Annotated in this window: 22 protein-coding genes, 1 pseudogene and 1 riboswitch; of the genes and pseudogenes, 20 read left to right on the plus strand and 3 right to left on the minus strand. The window is 31.0% G+C overall.

Annotation, left to right across the window (positions count from 1 at the left end):
• Positions 1–25: 25 nt before the first annotated feature.
• The 6 genes and pseudogenes from NST87_RS06505 to NST87_RS06530 form a co-directional block, all read left to right on the plus strand.
• On the plus strand, positions 26–469 hold the full coding sequence (locus NST87_RS06505) for a ComGF family competence protein (protein ID WP_340721442.1): 444 nt from the start codon (positions 26–28) through the stop codon (positions 467–469).
• A 164-nt stretch (positions 470–633) separates the two neighbouring features.
• Positions 634–1,158, plus strand: a complete 525-nt coding sequence (locus NST87_RS06510) for a shikimate kinase (protein ID WP_340721444.1) — start codon at positions 634–636, stop codon at positions 1,156–1,158.
• A riboswitch (glycine riboswitch) is annotated at positions 1,145–1,242 on the plus strand. Its footprint overlaps the gene before it by 14 nt.
• 72 nt (positions 1,243–1,314) lie before the next feature.
• Entirely contained in the window at positions 1,315–2,406 is a 1,092-nt protein-coding gene (gcvT, locus tag NST87_RS06515) for a glycine cleavage system aminomethyltransferase GcvT (RefSeq protein WP_019469340.1), read from the plus strand.
• 17 nt (positions 2,407–2,423) lie between these two features.
• Positions 2,424–3,776, plus strand: a complete 1,353-nt coding sequence (gcvPA, locus tag NST87_RS06520; protein WP_019469339.1) for an aminomethyl-transferring glycine dehydrogenase subunit GcvPA — start codon at positions 2,424–2,426, stop codon at positions 3,774–3,776.
• Complete coding sequence (gene gcvPB, locus NST87_RS06525) at positions 3,763–5,238, plus strand: aminomethyl-transferring glycine dehydrogenase subunit GcvPB (protein WP_340721446.1); 1,476 nt, start codon at positions 3,763–3,765, stop codon at positions 5,236–5,238. The genes gcvPA and gcvPB overlap by 14 nt, the downstream gene beginning before the upstream one ends.
• Positions 5,239–5,627: 389 nt before the next feature.
• Positions 5,628–6,149, plus strand: a pseudogene (locus tag NST87_RS06530) (transposase); the annotation flags it as partial.
• Here the strand turns inward: NST87_RS06530 and NST87_RS06535 are convergent.
• A complete protein-coding gene (locus NST87_RS06535) occupies positions 6,047–6,433 on the minus strand; it encodes a rhodanese-like domain-containing protein (RefSeq protein WP_019469337.1) in 387 nt (128 codons plus the stop codon). The pseudogene NST87_RS06530 and the gene NST87_RS06535 overlap by 103 nt on opposite strands.
• Positions 6,434–6,606: 173 nt before the next feature.
• Between NST87_RS06535 and NST87_RS06540 the strand changes: the two genes are divergently transcribed.
• A complete protein-coding gene (locus NST87_RS06540; protein WP_019469336.1) occupies positions 6,607–7,437 on the plus strand; it encodes a lipoate--protein ligase family protein in 831 nt (276 codons plus the stop codon).
• A gap of 99 nt (positions 7,438–7,536) precedes the next feature.
• On the opposite strand, the gene NST87_RS06545 is transcribed toward NST87_RS06540, so the two are convergent.
• Positions 7,537–7,755: an SA1362 family protein gene (locus tag NST87_RS06545; protein WP_071560410.1), complete on the minus strand. Its 219-nt coding sequence runs from the start codon at positions 7,753–7,755 to the stop codon at positions 7,537–7,539.
• 27 nt (positions 7,756–7,782) lie between these two features.
• A complete protein-coding gene (locus tag NST87_RS06550; protein ID WP_340721449.1) occupies positions 7,783–8,364 on the minus strand; it encodes a hypothetical protein in 582 nt (193 codons plus the stop codon).
• A 103-nt stretch (positions 8,365–8,467) separates the two neighbouring features.
• Between NST87_RS06550 and NST87_RS06555 the strand changes: the two genes are divergently transcribed.
• The 13 genes from NST87_RS06555 to lpdA all read left to right on the plus strand — a co-directional run bounded on the left by NST87_RS06555 (position 8,468) and on the right by lpdA (position 20,862).
• A complete protein-coding gene (locus NST87_RS06555) occupies positions 8,468–9,526 on the plus strand; it encodes a M24 family metallopeptidase (protein ID WP_071560409.1) in 1,059 nt (352 codons plus the stop codon).
• Positions 9,527–9,553: 27 nt separating this feature from the next.
• A complete protein-coding gene (gene efp / locus NST87_RS06560; RefSeq protein ID WP_019468387.1) occupies positions 9,554–10,111 on the plus strand; it encodes an elongation factor P in 558 nt (185 codons plus the stop codon).
• A gap of 252 nt (positions 10,112–10,363) precedes the next feature.
• Positions 10,364–10,837 carry an acetyl-CoA carboxylase biotin carboxyl carrier protein gene (gene accB, locus NST87_RS06565; RefSeq protein ID WP_019468386.1) on the plus strand — a complete coding sequence of 158 codons (474 nt, stop codon included), beginning with the start codon at positions 10,364–10,366 and terminating at the stop codon, positions 10,835–10,837.
• Positions 10,837–12,186, plus strand: coding sequence for an acetyl-CoA carboxylase biotin carboxylase subunit (accC, locus tag NST87_RS06570; RefSeq protein ID WP_040030036.1), 1,350 nt, complete (start codon positions 10,837–10,839; stop codon positions 12,184–12,186). Before accB ends, accC begins: the two co-directional genes overlap by 1 nt.
• 21 nt (positions 12,187–12,207) lie before the next feature.
• Positions 12,208–12,570 carry an Asp23/Gls24 family envelope stress response protein gene (locus tag NST87_RS06575; RefSeq protein ID WP_071560408.1) on the plus strand — a complete coding sequence of 121 codons (363 nt, stop codon included), beginning with the start codon at positions 12,208–12,210 and terminating at the stop codon, positions 12,568–12,570.
• 113 nt (positions 12,571–12,683) lie between these two features.
• Entirely contained in the window at positions 12,684–13,070 is a 387-nt protein-coding gene (gene nusB / locus NST87_RS06580) for a transcription antitermination factor NusB (RefSeq protein WP_019468383.1), read from the plus strand.
• A 14-nt stretch (positions 13,071–13,084) separates the two neighbouring features.
• Positions 13,085–14,425, plus strand: coding sequence for an exodeoxyribonuclease VII large subunit (xseA, locus tag NST87_RS06585; RefSeq protein WP_071560407.1), 1,341 nt, complete (start codon positions 13,085–13,087; stop codon positions 14,423–14,425).
• Positions 14,415–14,660, plus strand: coding sequence for an exodeoxyribonuclease VII small subunit (locus NST87_RS06590; RefSeq protein ID WP_019468381.1), 246 nt, complete (start codon positions 14,415–14,417; stop codon positions 14,658–14,660). Before xseA ends, NST87_RS06590 begins: the two co-directional genes overlap by 11 nt.
• Positions 14,647–15,534 carry a polyprenyl synthetase family protein gene (locus tag NST87_RS06595; RefSeq protein ID WP_019468380.1) on the plus strand — a complete coding sequence of 296 codons (888 nt, stop codon included), beginning with the start codon at positions 14,647–14,649 and terminating at the stop codon, positions 15,532–15,534. The genes NST87_RS06590 and NST87_RS06595 overlap by 14 nt, the downstream gene beginning before the upstream one ends.
• A gap of 308 nt (positions 15,535–15,842) precedes the next feature.
• Positions 15,843–16,295, plus strand: a complete 453-nt coding sequence (ahrC, locus tag NST87_RS06600; protein ID WP_019468379.1) for a transcriptional regulator AhrC/ArgR — start codon at positions 15,843–15,845, stop codon at positions 16,293–16,295.
• A 20-nt stretch (positions 16,296–16,315) separates the two neighbouring features.
• Positions 16,316–17,992 carry a DNA repair protein RecN gene (gene recN, locus NST87_RS06605; RefSeq protein ID WP_071562505.1) on the plus strand — a complete coding sequence of 559 codons (1,677 nt, stop codon included), beginning with the start codon at positions 16,316–16,318 and terminating at the stop codon, positions 17,990–17,992.
• A 76-nt stretch (positions 17,993–18,068) separates the two neighbouring features.
• Positions 18,069–18,977: a phosphate acyltransferase gene (locus tag NST87_RS06610; RefSeq protein WP_019468377.1), complete on the plus strand. Its 909-nt coding sequence runs from the start codon at positions 18,069–18,071 to the stop codon at positions 18,975–18,977.
• A 463-nt stretch (positions 18,978–19,440) separates the two neighbouring features.
• Entirely contained in the window at positions 19,441–20,862 is a 1,422-nt protein-coding gene (gene lpdA / locus NST87_RS06615; protein WP_340721453.1) for a dihydrolipoyl dehydrogenase, read from the plus strand.
• The last annotated feature ends 6 nt before the right edge of the window (positions 20,863–20,868 follow it).

The raw sequence follows: 20,868 nt of genomic DNA on the forward strand, positions 1-20,868 counted from the left end.
TGTATAAGAAAAAAGGATCAAGTTAATGAAAAATGTTTTTACAAATAAATATTCAAGTTTTACTTACATTGAAGTATTATTTGCACTATTTATCACTTTATTGATATTTACAATGTTACCTTTGTTATATAAATCAATCTCCCCTATAAAACATCAGTCTAATTTCGAATCATCCATTGACATAGAGTTTTTTTCTAGAGACTTAACCGAAGCACTATTGCAAAGAAATTCAACGGCAATAGAAATTGAAAAAAAGGGACGAATATTAAAATTCGACACAAGAGAAAATACTAATAGATATGAGTTCAAAAACAATAAGATTATCAAAACAATAAATAATACAGGAAACATAACTTTATTAAATAATGTAACAAATGCACAGTTCATATTATTAAAAAATAAACACATAAAATTAAAATTGAAAATGCATTATGAAGGAGGTACTTTTGAAAAAACAATTCAATTCTAATATAAACGGGTACATATACCCTTTTGTGATGGTTATTTATATGCTATATTTATCACTAATATCAATATATTCTTCTCAATTTAATATTCAGCTAAAAACACTTGATAATATTGAGTCTTATTATGATAAACAAATTAAACTACAATTACAAAAGGAAGATATTTTTGAACAATAAAATTAAAACACCGCTTATTTTAATAGGTTTTATGGGTACAGGTAAAACAACATTAGGGAAATATATTGCACAACACAATCAATTAACTTTTGGAGATTTAGATGAATTTATAGTACAACAAGAAGAGAAAACAATACCAGAGATTTTTGAACAATTAGGTGAAAAAGGTTTTCGTAACTTGGAGTTTAAATACTTAAAAGAATGTGTTAATCAATTTGATGTCATTGCTACAGGTGGAGGCATCATCGAGGGCAATGATGCTTTTAACTTATTAATAGAACAAAAACATGTTGTATGGTTAGATTGTGATATAGAAATTCTATACGATAGAATTAAAAATGATAGCAACAGACCCAATGCAAATAATAAACCGCTTTTTAAACTAAAAAGCTTGTATTCAACTAGAGTTTCAAGATATAATGAAATCGCATTCATCAAAGTGAATAGTAATAAGTCGCTTCCAGTTACATATAAAAAAATATTGGAATCGATGAAAGCGAATGACCAGTATTAGAGAGAATGGTTAATAATTGATTTTAACCATCGCCGAAGGTGCAAGTTTAACGAAACTCTCAGGCAAAAGGATAATACTGAGACGCATTCCTGGATTTTTGACAGGGTAGGCTTAGTCTACTCTGTCTTTTTTAATACAATAATAGGGGGTTTAGCAATGGTAAATGAATTAAAACACACGCCACTTTATCAAAACTTCGTGGATCTTGGTGCAAAAATTGTTGAATTTGGTGGTTGGGCTATGCCAGTTCAATTTTCAAGTATTAAAGATGAGCACAATGCTGTAAGAACAAATATGGGCTTATTTGACGTAAGTCACATGGGAGAAATTTTAATAAAAAGTGCTGAAGCAGATCAATTAGTGCAATACTTACTTTCAAATGATACTGATAATTTAGACACAAAGAAAGCACAATATACAGCATTGTGTAACGAACAAGGCGGTATCATTGATGATTTAATTACCTATAAACTTAGTGAAAAAGAATATTTACTAGTCGTTAATGCTGGAAATACTGATAAAGACTTTGATTGGATGAAAAAACAAGCAGAAAATTTCGATGCTGAAGTTTTAAATGTTTCAACAGAATATGGGCAATTAGCTATACAAGGTCCAAAAGCACGTAATTTTGTTCAAGAACATGTGAATCAAGATGTATCACAGATGACTCCATTTGAATTCCTACAAGATGTTGAATTCTTTGGAAAAAATGTAATATTATCACAATCTGGTTATACAGGTGAAGATGGCTTCGAAATTTATTGTAAATCAGAAGATACACCATATCTATGGGAATCAATATTAGAATATGATGTGGAACCATGTGGTCTTGGTGCCAGAGATACATTAAGATTAGAGGCTGGTTTACCACTTCATGGACAAGATTTAAGTGAATCAATCACACCATATGAAGGTGGAATTGCATTTGCTGCTAAACCATTAATCGACGCTGATTTTATAGGTAAGAACGTGTTAAAAGATCAAAAAGAAAATGGTTCTAAGAGAAGAACAGTAGGAATTGAAATGATTGACAAAGGAATTCCACGAACTGGTTACACTGTTTATGATATCGATGGAAATGAAATTGGTGAAGTTACTTCAGGTACTCAATCTCCGTTAAGTGGTAAGTCTATTGGTTTAGCTATAATTGATAGAGATGCATTTGAAATGGGCAAGGAAGTTATAGTACAAATAAGAAAAAGACAAGCAAAAGCAAAAATTGTTAAGAAAAATCAAATTACTAAATAATTTAAAGGGGTGTTACTGTGAGTCATCGTTATATTCCATTAACAGATCAAGATAAAAATGAAATGCTTCAAACAATTGGCGCTGAATCGATCAGTGAATTATTTGGAGATGTTCCCAAAGACATTTTATTAAACAGAGAATTAGCTATTCCTGATGCTGAATCTGAAACCACATTAACTAAAAGGCTTAATAAAATTGCTAGTAAAAATATCACTAAAGAAACACATACTACATTTTTAGGTGCAGGTGTTTATGATCACTATGCACCAGCAGTTGTAGATGCAATGATCTCGCGTTCTGAATTTTATACTGCCTATACACCTTATCAACCCGAAATTTCACAAGGTGAGTTACAAGCTATCTTTGAATTTCAAACATTAATCTGTGAATTAACAGATATGGATATTGCCAACTCATCCATGTACGATGGTATGACAAGTTTTGCAGAAGCTTGTATTCTAGCATTTAACCAAACGCGTAAAAATAAAATTGTTGTTTCAAAAGGTATGCATTATCAAGCACTACAAGTGTTACACACATATGTAAAAACACGCGAAGAATTTGAAGTTGTTGAAGTTGATTTAGATGGTACAATTACAGATTTAGAAAAACTTGAAAATGCAATTGATGATGATACTGCTGCTGTTGCAGTTCAATATCCAAATTTTTATGGTTCGATAGAGGATTTAGAAAAAATCCAATCATTTATCGAAAATAAAAAAGCATTATTCATTGTTTATACAAATCCAATCGCACTAGGCTTATTGACACCACCAGGTAGTTTTGGTGCAGATATTGTAGTGGGAGATACGCAACCATTTGGTATTCCAACACAGTTTGGTGGTCCTCATTGTGGTTTCTTTGCTACTACTAAGAAACTTATGAGAAAAACGCCTGGTAGACTAGTAGGACAAACTGAAGACCAAGATGGAAACCGTGGTTTTGTGTTAACACTTCAAGCACGTGAACAACATATAAGACGTGATAAAGCAACATCAAATATATGTTCAAATCAAGCATTAAACGCATTGGCTTCATCAATTTGTATGTCTGCTTTAGGAAAACAAGGTATCTATGATATTGCGGTTCAAAATTTTGAAAATGCAAACTATGCTAAAGAACAATTTAAACAACAAGGATTTGAAGTTAGTAATGGTACATCTTTTAATGAATTTGTTGTTAAATTTGATAAACCTGTTAAAGATGTAAACGATGCTTTAATTCAAGAAGACATCATAGGTGGATTTGATTTAAGCGAGATCGTAGAAAACTTCGACAATCACATGTTAATTGCAGTAACAGAATTACGAACGAAAGATGAAATTGATACATTTGTTAAGAAAGCAGGTGAAATAAATGGCAGTAAGTAAATCTAGTCCATTAATTTTTGAACGTTCTAAAGAAGGTCGCTATGCATACTCCTTACCAAAAAAAGAAATTGATAATGGGGCAGTTAATAAACTATTAGATGACAAATTTATCAGAAAAAATAAAGCTGAATTTCCTGAAGTAGCAGAACTAGATTTAGTGCGTCATTATACAGAGTTATCAAATAAAAACTTTGGTGTGGATTCAGGATTTTATCCGCTAGGATCATGTACCATGAAATATAATCCAAAGGTAAATGAGAAAATAGTAAGAATACCTGGATTTGCTGAATCACACCCACTACAAGATGAATCACAGGTACAAGGATCATTAGAGATTATTCATAGCTTACAAGAAGAACTTAAAGAAATAACTGGTATGGACGAAGTTACATTACAACCAGCTGCTGGTGCTCATGGAGAATGGACAGCACTTATGATTTTCAAAGCTTTTCATGAAAAAAATGGCGAAGGACACCGTAACGAAGTCATCGTTCCTGACTCTGCTCATGGTACAAACCCAGCTTCAGCGGCATTCGCTGGATTTAAAGCTGTTACAGTGAAATCTAATGAACGTGGAGAAGTTGATATAGAAGATTTAAAACGACTCGTTAATGAAAACACTGCTGCAATTATGCTTACAAATCCAAATACATTAGGTATCTTCGAACAAAACATCATGGATATTCGAAATATCGTACACGAAGCCGGTGGGTTATTGTACTATGATGGTGCTAATTTAAATGCAATTATGGACAAAGTTAGACCTGGAGATATGGGCTTTGATGCTGTTCACTTAAATTTACACAAAACATTTACTGGGCCACACGGTGGTGGTGGACCTGGTTCAGGACCAGTTGGTGTTAAAAAAGAACTTGCAAGTTTCTTACCAAAACCAATGGTCGTTAAAGAAAATGATGTGTATAAATATGATAATGATATCGAAAATTCAATCGGACGCGTTAAACCATTTTATGGTAACTTCGGTATTTATTTACGCGCTTACACATACATTAGAACTATGGGTAATAAAGGACTTGAAGAAGTTTCAGAAGCAGCAGTATTAAATGCAAACTATATTAAAGCAAGATTAAAAGAACATTTTGAAATCCCTTATGAACAATATTGTAAACATGAATTTGTTTTAAGTGGTTCAAAACAAAAAGAATATGGCGTACGAACGTTAGATATGGCAAAACGTTTACTTGACTTTGGCGTTCATCCACCTACTATTTATTTCCCATTAAATGTAGAAGAGGGTATGATGATTGAACCAACTGAAACAGAATCTAAAGAAACATTAGATTATTTCTGTGACACAATGATTGAAATAGCGAAAGAAGCAAAAGAAAACCCTGACAAAGTTTTAGAAGCACCTCATACAACGATTATTGATCGTTTAGATGAAACGAAAGCTGCTCGTCAACCAGTATTAAAATTTGAGAATTTAAGATCAGAAAAATAATTTTAATAGAACAAATCAAATAACTTTTGGTTTTAATAAACGAAAATAAGTATGAGACAGTAAACTCAAATAAAATAGAGGAGGCTGGGGCATAAATCCCCATTCTCAAAATAAGAGGACAAATCCTTAACAATGGATTTGTCCTCTTTATATTTAAAATCTTCCGATTTTGATCGTGCATGCTTGCTTGGGGATATAGCTCGAGACTGTAGTCTCTCGCTCATATCATTTCCCCGGGCGTCAGCACGTTACAAAATCAGTACAATTTGCATTTTTATTCAAAAAGTAAGACCCTTTCGTATAATTTAATAAACACTACTAAACCAAATTAACGAGGTGCCTTACTTATGTAAAAAAATTATAACTTGACTCAAATTATACGAATGTAATGTTTAAAATGTCCACTTAAAAATTTATGTATGAAAGCAATTCAAAAACTAATAAGAAGATAATAATGCATTTTAATTGAAAGTATTTTAAATCTCAAATTAATCAGCAACTTTCAGAACCAGAGACTAAAAAAAATCTACAGTCAAAGAAAAATTGATGTAGAACTAGTTTTTGGAGTTATGAAGGCTATTTTGGGTTTCACTCGAATGACAGTTCTAGGGATAGACAAAGTCAAAAGTGAATTAGGATTTGTCCTTATGGCATTGAATGTAAGGAAAATAGTAGCTCAACGAGCTACACTATTTGATAAAAATAAAGAAAACGACAATTTCTACATTATTTCAATAGAAATTATCGTTTTCTGTTTAGTCAGAGACATTTATGTCCGAACTCAATCTTTAAATGTTTATTTAACCATTTACTTTTTTGATTTGATTTTACCAGTCCATTTTTTATATCCGCCTTTAAGCATGAATATATCTTTATATCCGTTCTTTTTTAATATTCTAGCGGCACGATAACTGGCAATACCATTCGCATCACAAAGATAGATTGGTTGATCCGTTCTCAATCCCTGAAATCTTTGTTTAAACATTGTGATTGGAATGTTACGAGCACCATTAATATGACCATAATCATAGTCTACTTTTTCTCTCACATCAATCACTTGAGCTTTTCGCAAACCATTATGGAATTCATTTTGGTTTAATTCTGTTACCGCTTTTTTGTTCAAATATTTATTGAACAACATATAAGCGACGATTACTATTAAAATTGCTAAAGCTATAAACCAAAAATTACTCATCTTGCATCCTCCCTAATTAACCGATATTATATATTATAAGACTGTTAGCATAAATTATCAAAATATTTTTATCATGATAATTACATAATACTGACATTTTTGTACAATTATTGAAAACGATAACACACATTGGATGTTATCACAATTTAATTTTAATGAATGGAGTTTTGATTGTGACTGAAACATGGCATTTTATCAACACGGGTAGTAATGATCCATTTTACAATATGGCAATGGATGAAGCGTTATTAAATTTTGTTTCCAGAGGTGAGATTGACCCAGTAATAAGATTTTACACATGGGATCCAGCTACACTTTCAGTTGGTTACTTTCAAAGATTGACAAAAGAAATTGATATAGACAAGGTGACAGATAAAGGTTACGGCCTTGTTAGAAGACAAACAGGCGGCAGAGGCGTCTTACATGACAAAGAATTAACTTATAGTGTTATTGTACCAGAATCCCATCCGAACATGCCTAAAACTGTTACAGAAGCATATAGGGTCATTTCTGAGGGTTTGCTTGAAGGATTCAAAACATTAGGTTTTAATGCTTCTTTTGCTATTCCACGATCCAAAGAAGAAAGGTCTAAATTAAAACAACCAAGAAGTGCAGTTTGTTTCGATGCTTCGAGTTGGTATGAATTAGTTGTAGAAGGACGTAAAATTGCAGGAAGTGCTCAAATGAGACAAAAAGGTGTTATACTGCAACATGGTTCATTGTTACAAGATATAGATATCGATGATTTGTTTGATATGTTTATATTTAAAAATGACCGATTGAAAGAAAAAATGAAACAAGCTTTTGTTGATAAAGCAGTAGCAATTAATGATATTTCTGATCGCTACATTACTATAGATGAAATGGAAAGCGCATTCGAAAGTGGATTTAAAAAGGGATTAAATATCAATTTAAAACCTTTAGAATTAACCCCACAACAAAATGATGAAGTTGAAGCATTAATTGAAAAGTACAAATCATCAGAATGGACTTATCGAAAATAATTATATTCTTTATAAAAAGCATTCACCCTACAATATTTTCAAATATTGTAGGGTGAATGCTTTGATTTTTCGTTAATGTTAAACTTTTAAAGTTTAACATTATCTCTTTTTATTTCTTTTTCTATACTTTCTTTGGGCACGCTTATATTTTCTTTGATCTTCAGTTAAAAAGAAAAAATAGTAAATTAAATAAATTATACCTGCAAAAATAGCTAAACTTATGGCCATTTTTACAAAACTAAATAAAAATGCATCTAAGTTAAGTATTAAACCAACTAATGCAATTGCGATTACGATATAGAATATTGCTTGTTTCAAAATAAACACTCCTATTTATATATCACGTTACTCATTACTTATACTTACTTTTGATAAAGTAGTTTGACCTTTATTAAGTTTCTTCTTATCTTTTTCGTTATAACCATCCCTTATATCACTCATAGCTGAATCTAGTGATTTGTTTAATTTAGTAATACTTTTATGTTTCTTTTTATCTTCAGCATTCATTTTATCTTTATCAATTTTATTTTTATATGTAGAAAAAGCAGCATCAATTTTATTAGTAATATCTGTTAATTTGTTTTGAATTTTTTCACTTTGTTTATTTTTTGAAACCTCATCTTCAATATTATTATAATCATCAATTGCTTTTGCGACATCTTGATAATATTCAGAAGACGCCTTAATATGATTCAGCTTATTTTTATTACTTTTTGCATTCTTAATATTGTTTTTATCTTTTTCTAATGCAGTAATATTTGTTTTTTCTTTTTTTATTTCTAATTTTAAATCTTGAATATCACTTTTTAATTTATGATTTTCATCGCGAAGTTTTGTTGTTTTCTCTTCTAATGGCCCTAAATTTTGGCTCCCACACCCAGCGAGTATACACGAAGCGCTTAAAATAGCGAATAATTTTTTCTTCATAACTCTCTCCTAATTCAAAAACTATAAATTTATACATTAATTATGCTATCATTTTAATGTATATATTGGAAATGTACAAATTTATTGAATAGGGTGATTACTGTTGAATAGAATAGATAAATTAAAAGCTGCTCTAAAAACAAAGCATTTAGAAGCAATTATCGTTTTATCTGATTATAATAGACGCTACTTATCTGGATTCACTGGAACCAGTGGTGCACTTATTATTACAAATGAAGAAAAACTATTACTTACTGATTTCAGATACATAGAACAAGCGACTACTCAGGCTACTGATTTTAAAATAATTAAGCAACAGGGACAATTGATAGAATCTATTAAATCAACACTTGAAGAATTAAATGTGCAAAATGTTGGCTTTGAAGGTGATTTAGTGAGCTATGATACTTATTTACAGTTAAGTAAATCTTATATTAGTTTAATAAGTATTTCTGGATTAATTGAAAAAATTAGAGAAGTCAAAGATGAACAAGAAATAGCAAATATTCAAAAAGCTGCTCAGATTGTTGATGATGCTTATGAGTATATTTTAACGGTTGCTAAAGCAGGAATGACAGAACTTGAGTTGAAAGCAAAATTAGAAAGCAAAATGCTAGATTTAGGTTCAGAAGGTCCGTCCTTTAATACAATTGTTGCCTCTGGAGTCAGAGGGGCGCTCCCACATGGCGTAGCAAGTGATAAAGTCATTAATCAAGGAGAATTAATCACCTTAGATTATGGTGCTTATTACAATGGATATGCCTCAGATATTACGCGTACTTTTGCTATAGGCGAACCGGATGCTCAGTTAAAAGAAATATATCAAATTGTATTACAAGCAAATGTAAAAGGAATTGAAGCAGCTAAAAAAGGAATGACCGGAAAAGAACTTGATGCAGTTGCAAGAGATTATATCACTGAAAAAGGATATGGTGAAGCGTTTGGTCATTCACTGGGCCATGGTATTGGATTAGACGTACACGAAGGTCCAAATTTATCTAAAAAATCTGAATCTCCATTAGAGTTAAATAATTGTGTTACAATTGAACCCGGTATATATTTAGATGGAATTGGTGGCGTACGTATTGAAGATGATATATTAATTACAGAAAATGGTTGCGAACGCTTTACTAAATCGTCTAAAGACCTTATTATTTTATAGAAGACCTTATATTAAGGAGGAAACTGAATGATTTCGGTTAATGATTTTAAAACAGGTTTAACAATCTCTGTAGATAATGGAATTTGGAAAGTTTTAGATTTCCAACACGTAAAACCAGGAAAAGGTGCTGCATTTGTACGTTCTAAATTACGTAATTTAAGAACAGGTGCTATCCAAGAGAAAACATTTAGAGGCGGAGAAAAAGTTGAAACTGCTATGATTGAAAATCGCCGTATGCAATATTTATACGCTGATGGAGATACGCATGTTTTCATGGATAATCAAACATTCGATCAAATTGAATTATCTGCTGATTATTTAGAACACGAATTAAATTTCTTAAAAGCAAATATGGAAGTTCAAATTCAAAGTTATGAAAATGAAACTTTAGGTGTTGAATTACCTAAAAACGTTGAACTTACAGTCACAGAAACAGAACCAGGTATTAAAGGTGATACTGCTACCGGTGCTACAAAATCTGCGACAGTAGAAACAGGTTATACTTTAAATGTGCCACTATTTGTTAATGAAGGAGATACTTTAGTAATTAACACTAGCGATGGTAGTTACGTATCAAGAGCTTAATTCATCAACTTCACACATAATATGAATACAGTATCTTGCAAATTACTAAAAAGCCTTTCCAATTATTTAAATGGAAGGGCTTTTGTTATTTATGCGTAAAAGGAAAATAATCATGACACAAATTATAGTTAACCATTGATTAAATATAGTAATTAATGAGTTATAATAGAAAATATGTATATGCTTGAATTGAACATTTCACTAAAGTAAAATAAACTAGGTAATGAAAACAATCTGAAGGAGTCAGTATTTATGAATTTTAAAGAAATTAAAGAATTAATTGAAATTCTTGATCAATCCAGCTTGACTGAAATTAATATAGAAGATAAAGGGAATATAGTTAATTTAAAAAAAGAGAAAGAAACTGAGATTATTACACCTCAAGTTTCACAACAACCGATGCAACAAATTGCACCACAACAATCGGCTGTATCAAATCAACTCGATGCTCAAAGTACAGAAGAGACAAGTTCTTCTCAAGAAAATGATAACTTAAAAACGATAAATGCACCGATGGTTGGTACGTTTTATAAATCACCTTCACCAGAAGAAAACCCATATGTTCAAGTAGGAGATTCTGTTTCAAACGAATCTACTGTATGCATTTTGGAAGCTATGAAATTATTTAATGAAATACAAGCAGAAGTCACAGGGGAAATTGCTGAAATACTAGTAGAAGACGGTCAAATGGTAGAGTATGGCCAACCGTTATTTAAGGTGAAATAATGAATAAAATTTTAATAGCAAATAGAGGGGAAATTGCCGTAAGAATTATACGTGCATGTCACGATTTAGGATTGCAAACTGTAGCAATATATTCTGAGGGAGACAAAGATGCATTACATACTCAAATTGCTGATGAAGCATATTGTGTCGGTCCCACTCAATCTAAAGATTCTTACCTAAACATCCCTAATATTTTATCCATTGCAACTTCTACAGGATGTGATGGTGTCCACCCTGGATATGGTTTTTTAGCAGAAAATGGTGATTTTGCTGAACTGTGTGAAGCTTGTCAACTTAAATTTATTGGTCCAAGTTATGAATCAATTCAAAAAATGGGTATTAAAGACGTAGCTAAAGAAGAAATGAAACGTGCTGAAGTTCCTGTAGTTCCTGGAAGTGAAGGATTAGTTAAAGACATTAAAGAAGCTAAGAAAATTGCAAAAGATATAGGTTATCCTGTTATTATCAAAGCTACTGCTGGTGGTGGTGGTAAAGGTATACGTGTCGCACGTGATGAAAAAGAATTGGAAACTGGCTTCAAAATGACACAACAAGAAGCAGAAACTGCTTTTGGTAATAGTGGCTTATATCTTGAAAAATTTATTGAAAACTTTAGACATATTGAAATACAAGTGATGGGAGATAGTTATGGTAACGTCATCCATTTAGGAGAGCGAGATTGTACAATTCAAAGACGTATGCAAAAACTTGTGGAAGAAGCACCATCTCCAATCTTAACTGATGCTAAAAGACAAGAAATGGGTAATGCAGCAGTAAGAGCAGCAAAAGCTGTAAATTATGAAAATGCTGGTACTATTGAATTTATTTATGATTTAAACACTAATGAATTCTATTTCATGGAAATGAATACGCGTATTCAGGTAGAGCATCCCGTTACAGAAATGGTAACTGGTATTGATTTAGTAAAACTGCAACTTAAAGTTGCAATGGGTGAGAAATTGCCATATACACAAAAAGATATTGAAATCAAAGGGCACGCAATCGAATTTAGGATTAACGCAGAAAATCCGTATAAAAACTTTATGCCTTCCCCAGGGAAGATTACACAATATCTAGCACCAGGTGGTTTTGGAGTAAGAATCGAATCCGCATGTTATACTAATTATACAATCCCTCCATATTATGATTCTATGGTAGCAAAATTAATTGTTCATGAACCATCAAGAGATGAAGCAATTATGACTGGATTGAGAGCTTTAGGTGAATATTTAGTATTAGGAATTGACACTACAATTCCGTTCCATATTCGACTTTTAAATAATGATATATTTAAAAGCGGTAAATTTAATACTAACTTCTTAGAAACTTATAATATAATGGATGAATAATCTAAATAGGAGGTTTGTGAAATGGTCAAAGTAGCAGAATCATCACATTCCAATTTAGGAAAAATAGAAATAGCACCTGAGGTTTTGACTGTTATAGCAAGTATAGCAACCTCAGAAATAAAAGGCCTAGAAGGACACTTTAAAGAAATTAAAGATCTAAGTGTTGAAAAAGTTACAAAAAAACAATTAGCACGTGGCATTAAAGTAGATACAAAAGATGATGGTATTCATATAGATGTTTATTGTTCATTTTCATACGGCATAAATATCTCAGAAACTGCAAGAAAAATACAAAATGCCATTTATAACTCATTATCTACGATGACAACCATCATACCAAGTCAAATTAATGTTCACATTACACATATCGTATCTACAAATTAAAAATAGCACTATGACTTTAATGTAGTCATAAAACAGGAGTTCCATAATCAAGTGATTAACAAAATTCTATTTTATATTAGTCATAAAGCGTACAATGCTAAAAGGAGTTTATAATGAGTCGAAAAGAATCTAGAACACAAGCCTTTCAAACACTATTTCAATTAGAAATGAAAAATAGTGACTTAACGATTGATGAAGCAATTAGTTTTATTAAAGATGATAATCCGGATTTAGAATTTGATTTTATTAATTGGCTAGTTACTGGTGTAAAAGATCATGAATCTGTGTTAGATAACAAAATTGCGCCACATTTAAAAGATTGGACGATCGACAGGTTATTAAAATCTGACCGTATCATATTAAGAATGTCAACTTTTGAGTTGTTAAATAGCGAAACGCCACAAAAAGTAATCATCAATGAAGCAGTTGAATTAGCAAAACAATTTAGTGATGATGATCATTATAAGTTCATCAATGGTGTATTAAGTAATATTGAATAAAAGAGTGATATAATATGTCAGATTATTTAAGTGTGTCAGCTTTAACTAAATATATTAAATATAAATTTGATCAGGATCCACATCTACAAAATGTATTGCTCAAAGGAGAGCTTTCTAACTTTAAAAAACATAGTAGCGGTCATCTTTATTTTAATGTTAAAGATAAAAATAGCGTAATCAGTGCAATGATGTTTAAAGGAAATGCTTCAAAAATTGACTTCGAGCCTAAAGAAGGTGACGAAGTGCTTTTAGAAGCACGTGTTTCTGTATATGAAAGACGTGGCAATTATCAAGTTTATGTTAATAAAATGCATATAGATGGCATTGGTAATTTATATCAAAAATTAGAACAATTAAAAAAGAAATTAACCAAAGATGGGTATTTTGATCAAAACCACAAAAAAATGATTCCTAAGTTTCCTGAAAAAATTGCTGTGTTGACTGCTGGCACTGGTGCAGCAATAAGAGATATCCACACAACTATCAATAGTCGATATCCTTTAGTTGAACAAATTCAAATTAACACTTTAGTACAAGGTGAGCAGGCTAAGCATGATATCATTGAAAAAATAAAACAAGCTGATGATTTAAATGTAGATACTATTATAATTGGTCGTGGTGGTGGTTCTATAGAAGATTTATGGAACTTCAATGAAGAAGATGTTGTAAAAGCGATTTATACATGTAAAACACCAATTATATCAGCAGTGGGTCACGAAACAGACTTTACACTTAGTGATTTCGTAGCAGATGCACGTGCAGCAACACCTACACAAGCAGCAGTGATGGCTACTCCTGATCAATATGAATTAAGACAATATATTCAGCAACAAAAATTTTCTCTAACTAGGTTTATGAAACAACAAATTCAACATCGAAAACAGTATCTACAACATGTTGCTTCATACTATAAATTTAAAACGCCAACTTTGTTATATGATCAACAGATCCAAAAACGTGATGATTTAGAGAAACAACTTAATTTATCAATAAACTTTAAAGTCAATCAACAGGTACAAAAATTACAATTAATAAAACAGAATTTCAACTTAAAACATTTCAAACAAAGTATTCAGAGAGAACAAGCAACGATCAATCAACAACAAACGAATCTTGTAAAATTAATGAATCACCTCATTGTAAAACAAAGAAATAATTTAACTAATAAAATAGAGAATTTGAATAATCTTAGTCCAACCAATACAATGTTACGTGGTTATACGATTGTGAATAAAGAAGATAGGATAGTAACGAGCACGAGCGATTTAACTGAAAATGATAATATTGTATTAACAATGAAAGACGGTTCTGTTGATGCACAAGTTATGAAAGTAAGGTGTAAAGATGACGAATAAATCACAAAGTTTTGAAGAAATGATGAAAGAATTAGAAAATATAGTTCAAAAATTAGATAATGAAAATGTTTCTTTAGAAGAATCTTTAAACTTATATCAACGAGGTATGACATTATCAGCAAATTGTGATGAAACATTGAAAAATGCTGAAAGAAAAGTGAATGAACTTATGTCTGAAGAAAATGTTGAAAGCGATGAAGAAACTGAAAAGGAAGAAAATCATGATGAATCATAAAATTGACAATTTAACTGGTGAAATAAATAAATTATTGCAAAATTCAATTCCGAATTCATCACTAAATACAGATTTAGAAAATAGCATGAGATATTCGTTAGAAGCAGGTGGTAAACGAATTAGACCTGTTTTGCTTTTATTAACACTGGATATGCTAGCAAAGGATTATAAACTTGGCTATTCTTCAGCACTTGGATTAGAAATGGTACATACGTATTCTCTTATTCATGATGACTTACCGGCAATGGATAATGATGATTATCGAAGAGGCAAATTGACAAATCATAAAGTATATGGTGAATGGAAAGCAATACTTGCTGGTGATGCATTGCTCACTAAAGCTTTTGATATTATTATTAATGATGACAATCTGAAAGATGATGTTAAAGTAAAACTTATCAAGCGCTTGTCATCTGCAAGTGGACATTTAGGTATGGTGGGCGGCCAAACGCTAGATATGCAAAGCGAAGGTGAAGGATCTTCAGTTGACCTGAATACATTAGAACATATACACCATGCTAAAACAGGGGCGTTATTAAAATTTGCTGTAATGGCTGCAGTAGATATTGCTGAACCAGAAACAAATGTCGCCGGTTTATTAGAATCATATAGTGAGCATTTAGGATTAATGTTTCAAATAAAAGATGATTTATTAGATATTTACGGCGATGAAGCAAAACTAGGAAAAGCTACAGGTAGTGATATCGAAAATGATAAAAGTACTTACGTTTCATTGTTAGGACAAAATGGTGCAGAAGAGAAGTTAAAATCACATACTGAATCTGCATATGCTTGTTTAGCTCGTTTACCTGAGCAATATGACACAAGTAATTTAAAATTTATAATTGAATTATTTAATAATAGAGAATCTTAAAAGACTTAGTAACTGTTATTGTCCTTTTATATTATTTCAAACATTTAGTCATGCTACTGATCGTAGCATGATTTTTTTATTAAAACGAATTTATAATTTTATAAATAAATATTCATTTGCCACTAAAATTGTAACAGTATTAGCCTTATAAAATAGAAGTATGTGCAATATTAAACAATCTTAGGAAATAGGCAAGTAGTATATATAACAGTGAATAAAAGTATTTCAATTAAATTAACTTTAGTAGTAGTGTCATCATCCATATGTTAAAATTATTGTATAAATATTCGTTTATAGAGGTGCTATACATGGCAAAAAAATCAGTAAGACATATTAAAATAAGAGAAATTATATCTAATGAAAAAATTGAAACACAAGATGAATTGGTAAAGCGTTTAAATGAATATGAGTTAAATGTAACTCAAGCAACTGTTTCTCGCGACATTAAAGAATTACAATTAATTAAGGTACCCACACCTTCTGGTCAATATGTTTATAGTTTACCTAATGACAGAAAATATCATCCCTTAGAAAAACTCGGTCGTTACTTAATGGATTCATTTGTAAATATTGATGGTACAGGTAATCTTTTAGTACTTAAAACATTACCTGGCAACGCTCAATCAATTGGCGCAATCCTAGACCAAATAGACTGGGATGAAGTGCTAGGCACAATTTGTGGTGATGATACTTGTTTGATTATATGCAGAGATGAATCTGCAAGCGAAAAAATTAAAACGCGTATCTTTAATTTACTATAAGTATAAGGAAGTGATTATGAATGCTACAAACCTTATCGATTAAACAATTCGCAATTATAGATGAATTAGAAGTGAGTTTTGGTGATGGCTTAACTGTTTTAAGTGGTGAAACTGGTGCTGGTAAATCAATTATTATAGACGCAATTGGGCAACTCATTGGCATGCGTGCATCATCAAACTATGTTAGACACGGTGAGAAAAAAGCAGTGATTGAAGGTATCTTTGATATTGATAATAGTAAAGAAGCCATTTCAATACTTCATGATTTATCAATCGATATAGATGAGGACTTTTTATTAGTAAAAAGAGAAATATTTAGCTCTGGTAAGAGTATTTGTAGAGTTAATAATCAAACAGTTACTTTACAAGATTTGCGAAAAATAATGCAAGAATTGTTAGATATACATGGCCAACATGAAACACAAACATTATTAAAACAAAAATATCATTTACATTTATTAGATAGTTATGCAGAAAATACATATCAAACGCTACTTGAATCGTATGTTGATACTTTTGATAAATATAAAGCTAAGAAAAAAGAATTAGCTGAGTTAGAGTCAGCTGATCAAGCATTATTACAACGGCTAGACTTGTTGAAATTTCAATATGATGAATTACAAGAAGCGAATCTTATAGAAAACGAAGTCCCACAACTTGAAACTGATATCAAACGTATTCAAAATTCCGAAAGTCTTAGTTTAGCGTTAAACAACGCACATATTACATTAACGGATGAGCATGCCATTACAGATCGTTTATACGAATTGAGTCATCAATTACAATCAATCAGTGAAATTTTACCGGAAAAATACGATGCATTAAAAGAAGATGTCGACCAGTTTTATTACACACTTGAAGACGCTAAACATCAATTATATGATGATTTAACGAATACAGAATTTGATGAACAATATTTAAATGAATTAGAATCCAGGATGAATTTATTAAATAGCTTAAAGCGTAAATATGGTAAAGATATCAATGAACTCATTATGTATCAAGATAAAATGGCTGACGAAATTAATAAGATTGAAAACTATGAAGAAAGTACTGCTCAATTACGTCAAGAAATAGATGATTTATATAAAAATGTTATGCAATTAGGGGAAAAGTTATCACAAGAAAGAAGAATTGTCGCTCAATCTTTGCGTAATCATATTGTAGATGAAATCCAAAACCTTCAGATGAACGATGCTAATTTAGAAATTTCATTTAAACCATTAGACTCACCTAATCGAGAAGGTATAGAATTTGTAGAATTTTTAATCAGTCCAAATAAAGGCGAACCTTTAAAAAGCTTAAATAAAATAGCCTCTGGAGGAGAATTGTCCAGAATTATGTTAGCGTTAAAAACTATCTTTGTAAAAACTAGAGGCCAAACAGCCATTTTATTTGATGAAGTAGATTCTGGTGTGTCTGGTAAAGCTGCTCAAAAGATGGCAGAAAAAATGAAAGGACTGGCTGAACACATTCAAGTGATATGCATCTCGCATCTACCACAAGTTGCATCAATGAGTGACCATCATTTATTTATTAGTAAAAATACAGATGATGAAAGAACAACAACGCAAGTTAAAGAATTGTCAGGAGAAGAACGTATCGATGAAGTAGCGAGAATGATTTCAGGTGCTACTGTGACAAAATTAACCAGACAAAATGCTAAGGAAATGATAGAACAGAATCACAATCTATAATAAAAATTTAAATTCATTATTGTTATTTTTAGTGCTAGCTGAATTTGATAAATAATCGGTGAAGGATGTTGATTTTATGCGATTCCAACAATTAGTTGAACCATGTGAAACAATGGCTGGAAATGTAGCGGTTTTATATGCAAATGATGAGAAAATGATAGCAGTATTAGTTAAAGCATTAGAATTAACTAACATAGATATTTTTATTTATGATACCCAAGACACTACGGAAATCATACGTTCTTTTGATTTAGAACCACAAATTTTAAATAGAATTCATGTGCTAACATTTTCAAGTGATTACGAATTACTAAAACAATGTTCAGAAGATCTATCACAAGGAAAAGTTACCGTTTTAATGAAAGGGAAAATGAAAGCCACATCAATGATTTCTTTTCTTTTAAGTAATAAAAACTTTATAGATCAATATGGCTTTTTAAATCATGTTGCATGCTTTAGTATACCTAATTATCACAAAACTTTAATGATTAGTGATGTCGCATATAACGTAGCTCCGACAATTGAAGAGAAAAAGCAAATCATTAAAAATTTAACTACTTTCAGCAAAACGCTAGGTTATGATGAATTTAACATAGGTTTATTATCTTCAGTAGAACAAGCATCTAAAAAGATTTTGTCATCTATAGATGGTGAAAAATTAAAAAATATTTTCAATCGAACATCTGATACAGATGTGAAAATAGATGGCCCCATTCTTTTTGATCATGCAATCAGTAAAAAAAGAGCAATTGAAAAAAATAATACATCTAGTATTGCTGGTAATGTTGATGCACTTCTAGTTTCCAATATAGATGTTGGGAGTGTATTGTTAAAATCTTTAACTTATTTTGGCAATGCTTCTGTTTCTAGTTTGTTACTAGGAGCAAAATTCCCTATTGTCTTCACATCGAGGACAGAAAGTAAACAAAATAAATTAAACTCATTATTACTTGCTTTGAAGTCGCAAAATGGATTTAACTTCTAATTATATTTGAATTTTTACACTATTATTTGGGTTATTAATTTTATAATATTGAATTTTGATGTAAGATAGTAAAGGATATAAATGAATAGAAAATTATTATTTTGCGCTTGTATTAAGTAAAGGATGAAGAATACGATTTTTCTATAAAAGACTTATTGTAATCATAGTAATCATCAATATTTCATTAACTAGACAATTCTTTTAAAGTGTAGAATTAAAGTATTTGAAAAATGAAGGAGTTTAGAAAATTAAAAAACACGCATTGAAATCACTTTTAAAACTCAAAGGTGATTTTATTCGCATGTTTAAAATAATTAATTTCAAACAATTCAGTTTAATAAAAATTTAAATCTGTTATGAATTTAATTTTGTTGTTATATATTGATTTTCAATTACTTTGCTCAATTTTTTGTTTAAATACGATTATTGACATAATACTAAGATTACAGTTAGGAGTAAAAATATGGCAGACGAAAAATATGATTTAGTAATTTTAGGTGGAGGTACTGCTGGGTATGTGTCAGCAATTAGAGCATCTCAATTAGGGAAAAAAGTTGCACTTGTAGAAAAGTCACTTTTAGGTGGCACATGTTTACATAAAGGATGCATACCAACAAAAGCACTTTTGAAATCAGCTGATGTATTAAGAACAGTAGCAAATTCGAGTGAATTTGGTGTAGATGTAGATGCATTTAAATTAAATTTTTCACGCATTCAAGCACGTAAAAAAGAAGTTGTCCAACAAATGTTCAAAGGTGTTGAACAACTTATGAATCAAAATAAAATTGACGTATTTAATGGGGTTGGACGAATATTAGGTCCATCTATTTTCTCACCTCAAAGCGGTACTATTTCAGTAGAATACGAAAATGGTGAATCGGAATTAATTCCAAATAATAATGTATTAATCTGTACCGGTTCATCTCCATTGCCTTTACCCTTTTTACCATTTGATGGAAACACTGTGTTATCCAGTGATGATATATTAAAACTAGATAAATTACCCCAATCACTGGCAATCATCGGTGGAGGTGTCATAGGTTTAGAATTCGCATCTTTAATGACAGATTTTGGGGTTGAAGTAGCTGTCATAGAAGCAGGTAAACGTATCTTACCGACCGAGAGTAAATCCATCGCAAATACATTAAAAAATGATTTAATACAACGTGGTGTGAAATTTTATGAAAATACACAACTATCAAATGAACAAGTTTCAATTGAAGACTCTGGTATCAATATTTTATTGAATGATGAAACGGCTCATTTTGAAAAATGCTTAGTCGCAATTGGTAGAAAGCCAAATACGCATGATATTGGCTTGAATAATACAAAAATACAACTATCAGATGCCAACCATATAATCGTAAACGAATATCAACAAACTCAAGACAAACATATATATGCTGCAGGCGATTGTATCGGTAAATTACAACTCGCACATGTAGGATCTAAAGAAGGCATAACGGCAATCGACCATATGTTTGATGCTTCACCAATATCCGTTGACTATGATAAAATGCCAAAATGTGTTTATACGCAACCTGAAGTTGCAAGTATTGGGCAAAATTTAGAACAAGCAAAATCTAAAAAGTTTAATGCAAAAGCCTTTAAAGTTCCGTTTAAAGCAATCGGCAAAGCTGTTATAGAAGATGTTACAAATCAAAAAGGCTTTTGCGAAATCATAATCGATCAGGATAATGATACTGTACTTGGACTTAATATGATCGGTCCGCACGTAACAGAATTAATTAATGAAGTATCATTAATGCAATTTATGAATGGCTCCACTCTAGAACTTGGATTAACTACTCATGCTCATCCATCGCTGTCTGAAGTGTTAATGGAGTTAGGCTTAAAAGTTGAAAACAGAGCGATTCATGTTTAAATAAGG

The sequence above is a fragment of the Staphylococcus sp. FSL W8-0271 genome (assembly GCF_038006605.1).
GTDB lineage: Bacteria > Bacillota > Bacilli > Staphylococcales > Staphylococcaceae > Staphylococcus > Staphylococcus cohnii.

Bases quoted from the DNA above. Each gene is read 5' to 3' on its own strand.
- lpdA (WP_340721453.1), top strand. From the start codon at position 19,441: ATGGCAGACGAAAAATATGATTTAGTAATTTTAGGTGGAGGTACTGCT.
- NST87_RS06595 (WP_019468380.1), top strand. From the start codon at position 14,647: ATGATGAATCATAAAATTGACAATTTAACTGGTGAAATAAATAAATTA.
- accC (WP_040030036.1), top strand. From the start codon at position 10,837: ATGAATAAAATTTTAATAGCAAATAGAGGGGAAATTGCCGTAAGAATT.
- NST87_RS06505 (WP_340721442.1), top strand. From the start codon at position 26: ATGAAAAATGTTTTTACAAATAAATATTCAAGTTTTACTTACATTGAA.
- gcvPB (WP_340721446.1), top strand. From the start codon at position 3,763: ATGGCAGTAAGTAAATCTAGTCCATTAATTTTTGAACGTTCTAAAGAA.
- nusB (WP_019468383.1), top strand. From the start codon at position 12,684: ATGAGTCGAAAAGAATCTAGAACACAAGCCTTTCAAACACTATTTCAA.
- NST87_RS06550 (WP_340721449.1), bottom strand. From the start codon at position 8,364: ATGAAGAAAAAATTATTCGCTATTTTAAGCGCTTCGTGTATACTCGCT.
- ahrC (WP_019468379.1), top strand. From the start codon at position 15,843: ATGGCAAAAAAATCAGTAAGACATATTAAAATAAGAGAAATTATATCT.
- NST87_RS06610 (WP_019468377.1), top strand. From the start codon at position 18,069: ATGCGATTCCAACAATTAGTTGAACCATGTGAAACAATGGCTGGAAAT.
- recN (WP_071562505.1), top strand. From the start codon at position 16,316: ATGCTACAAACCTTATCGATTAAACAATTCGCAATTATAGATGAATTA.
- NST87_RS06575 (WP_071560408.1), top strand. From the start codon at position 12,208: ATGGTCAAAGTAGCAGAATCATCACATTCCAATTTAGGAAAAATAGAA.
- accB (WP_019468386.1), top strand. From the start codon at position 10,364: ATGAATTTTAAAGAAATTAAAGAATTAATTGAAATTCTTGATCAATCC.
- efp (WP_019468387.1), top strand. From the start codon at position 9,554: ATGATTTCGGTTAATGATTTTAAAACAGGTTTAACAATCTCTGTAGAT.
- NST87_RS06590 (WP_019468381.1), top strand. From the start codon at position 14,415: ATGACGAATAAATCACAAAGTTTTGAAGAAATGATGAAAGAATTAGAA.
- gcvT (WP_019469340.1), top strand. From the start codon at position 1,315: ATGGTAAATGAATTAAAACACACGCCACTTTATCAAAACTTCGTGGAT.
- xseA (WP_071560407.1), top strand. From the start codon at position 13,085: ATGTCAGATTATTTAAGTGTGTCAGCTTTAACTAAATATATTAAATAT.
- NST87_RS06535 (WP_019469337.1), bottom strand. From the start codon at position 6,433: ATGAGTAATTTTTGGTTTATAGCTTTAGCAATTTTAATAGTAATCGTC.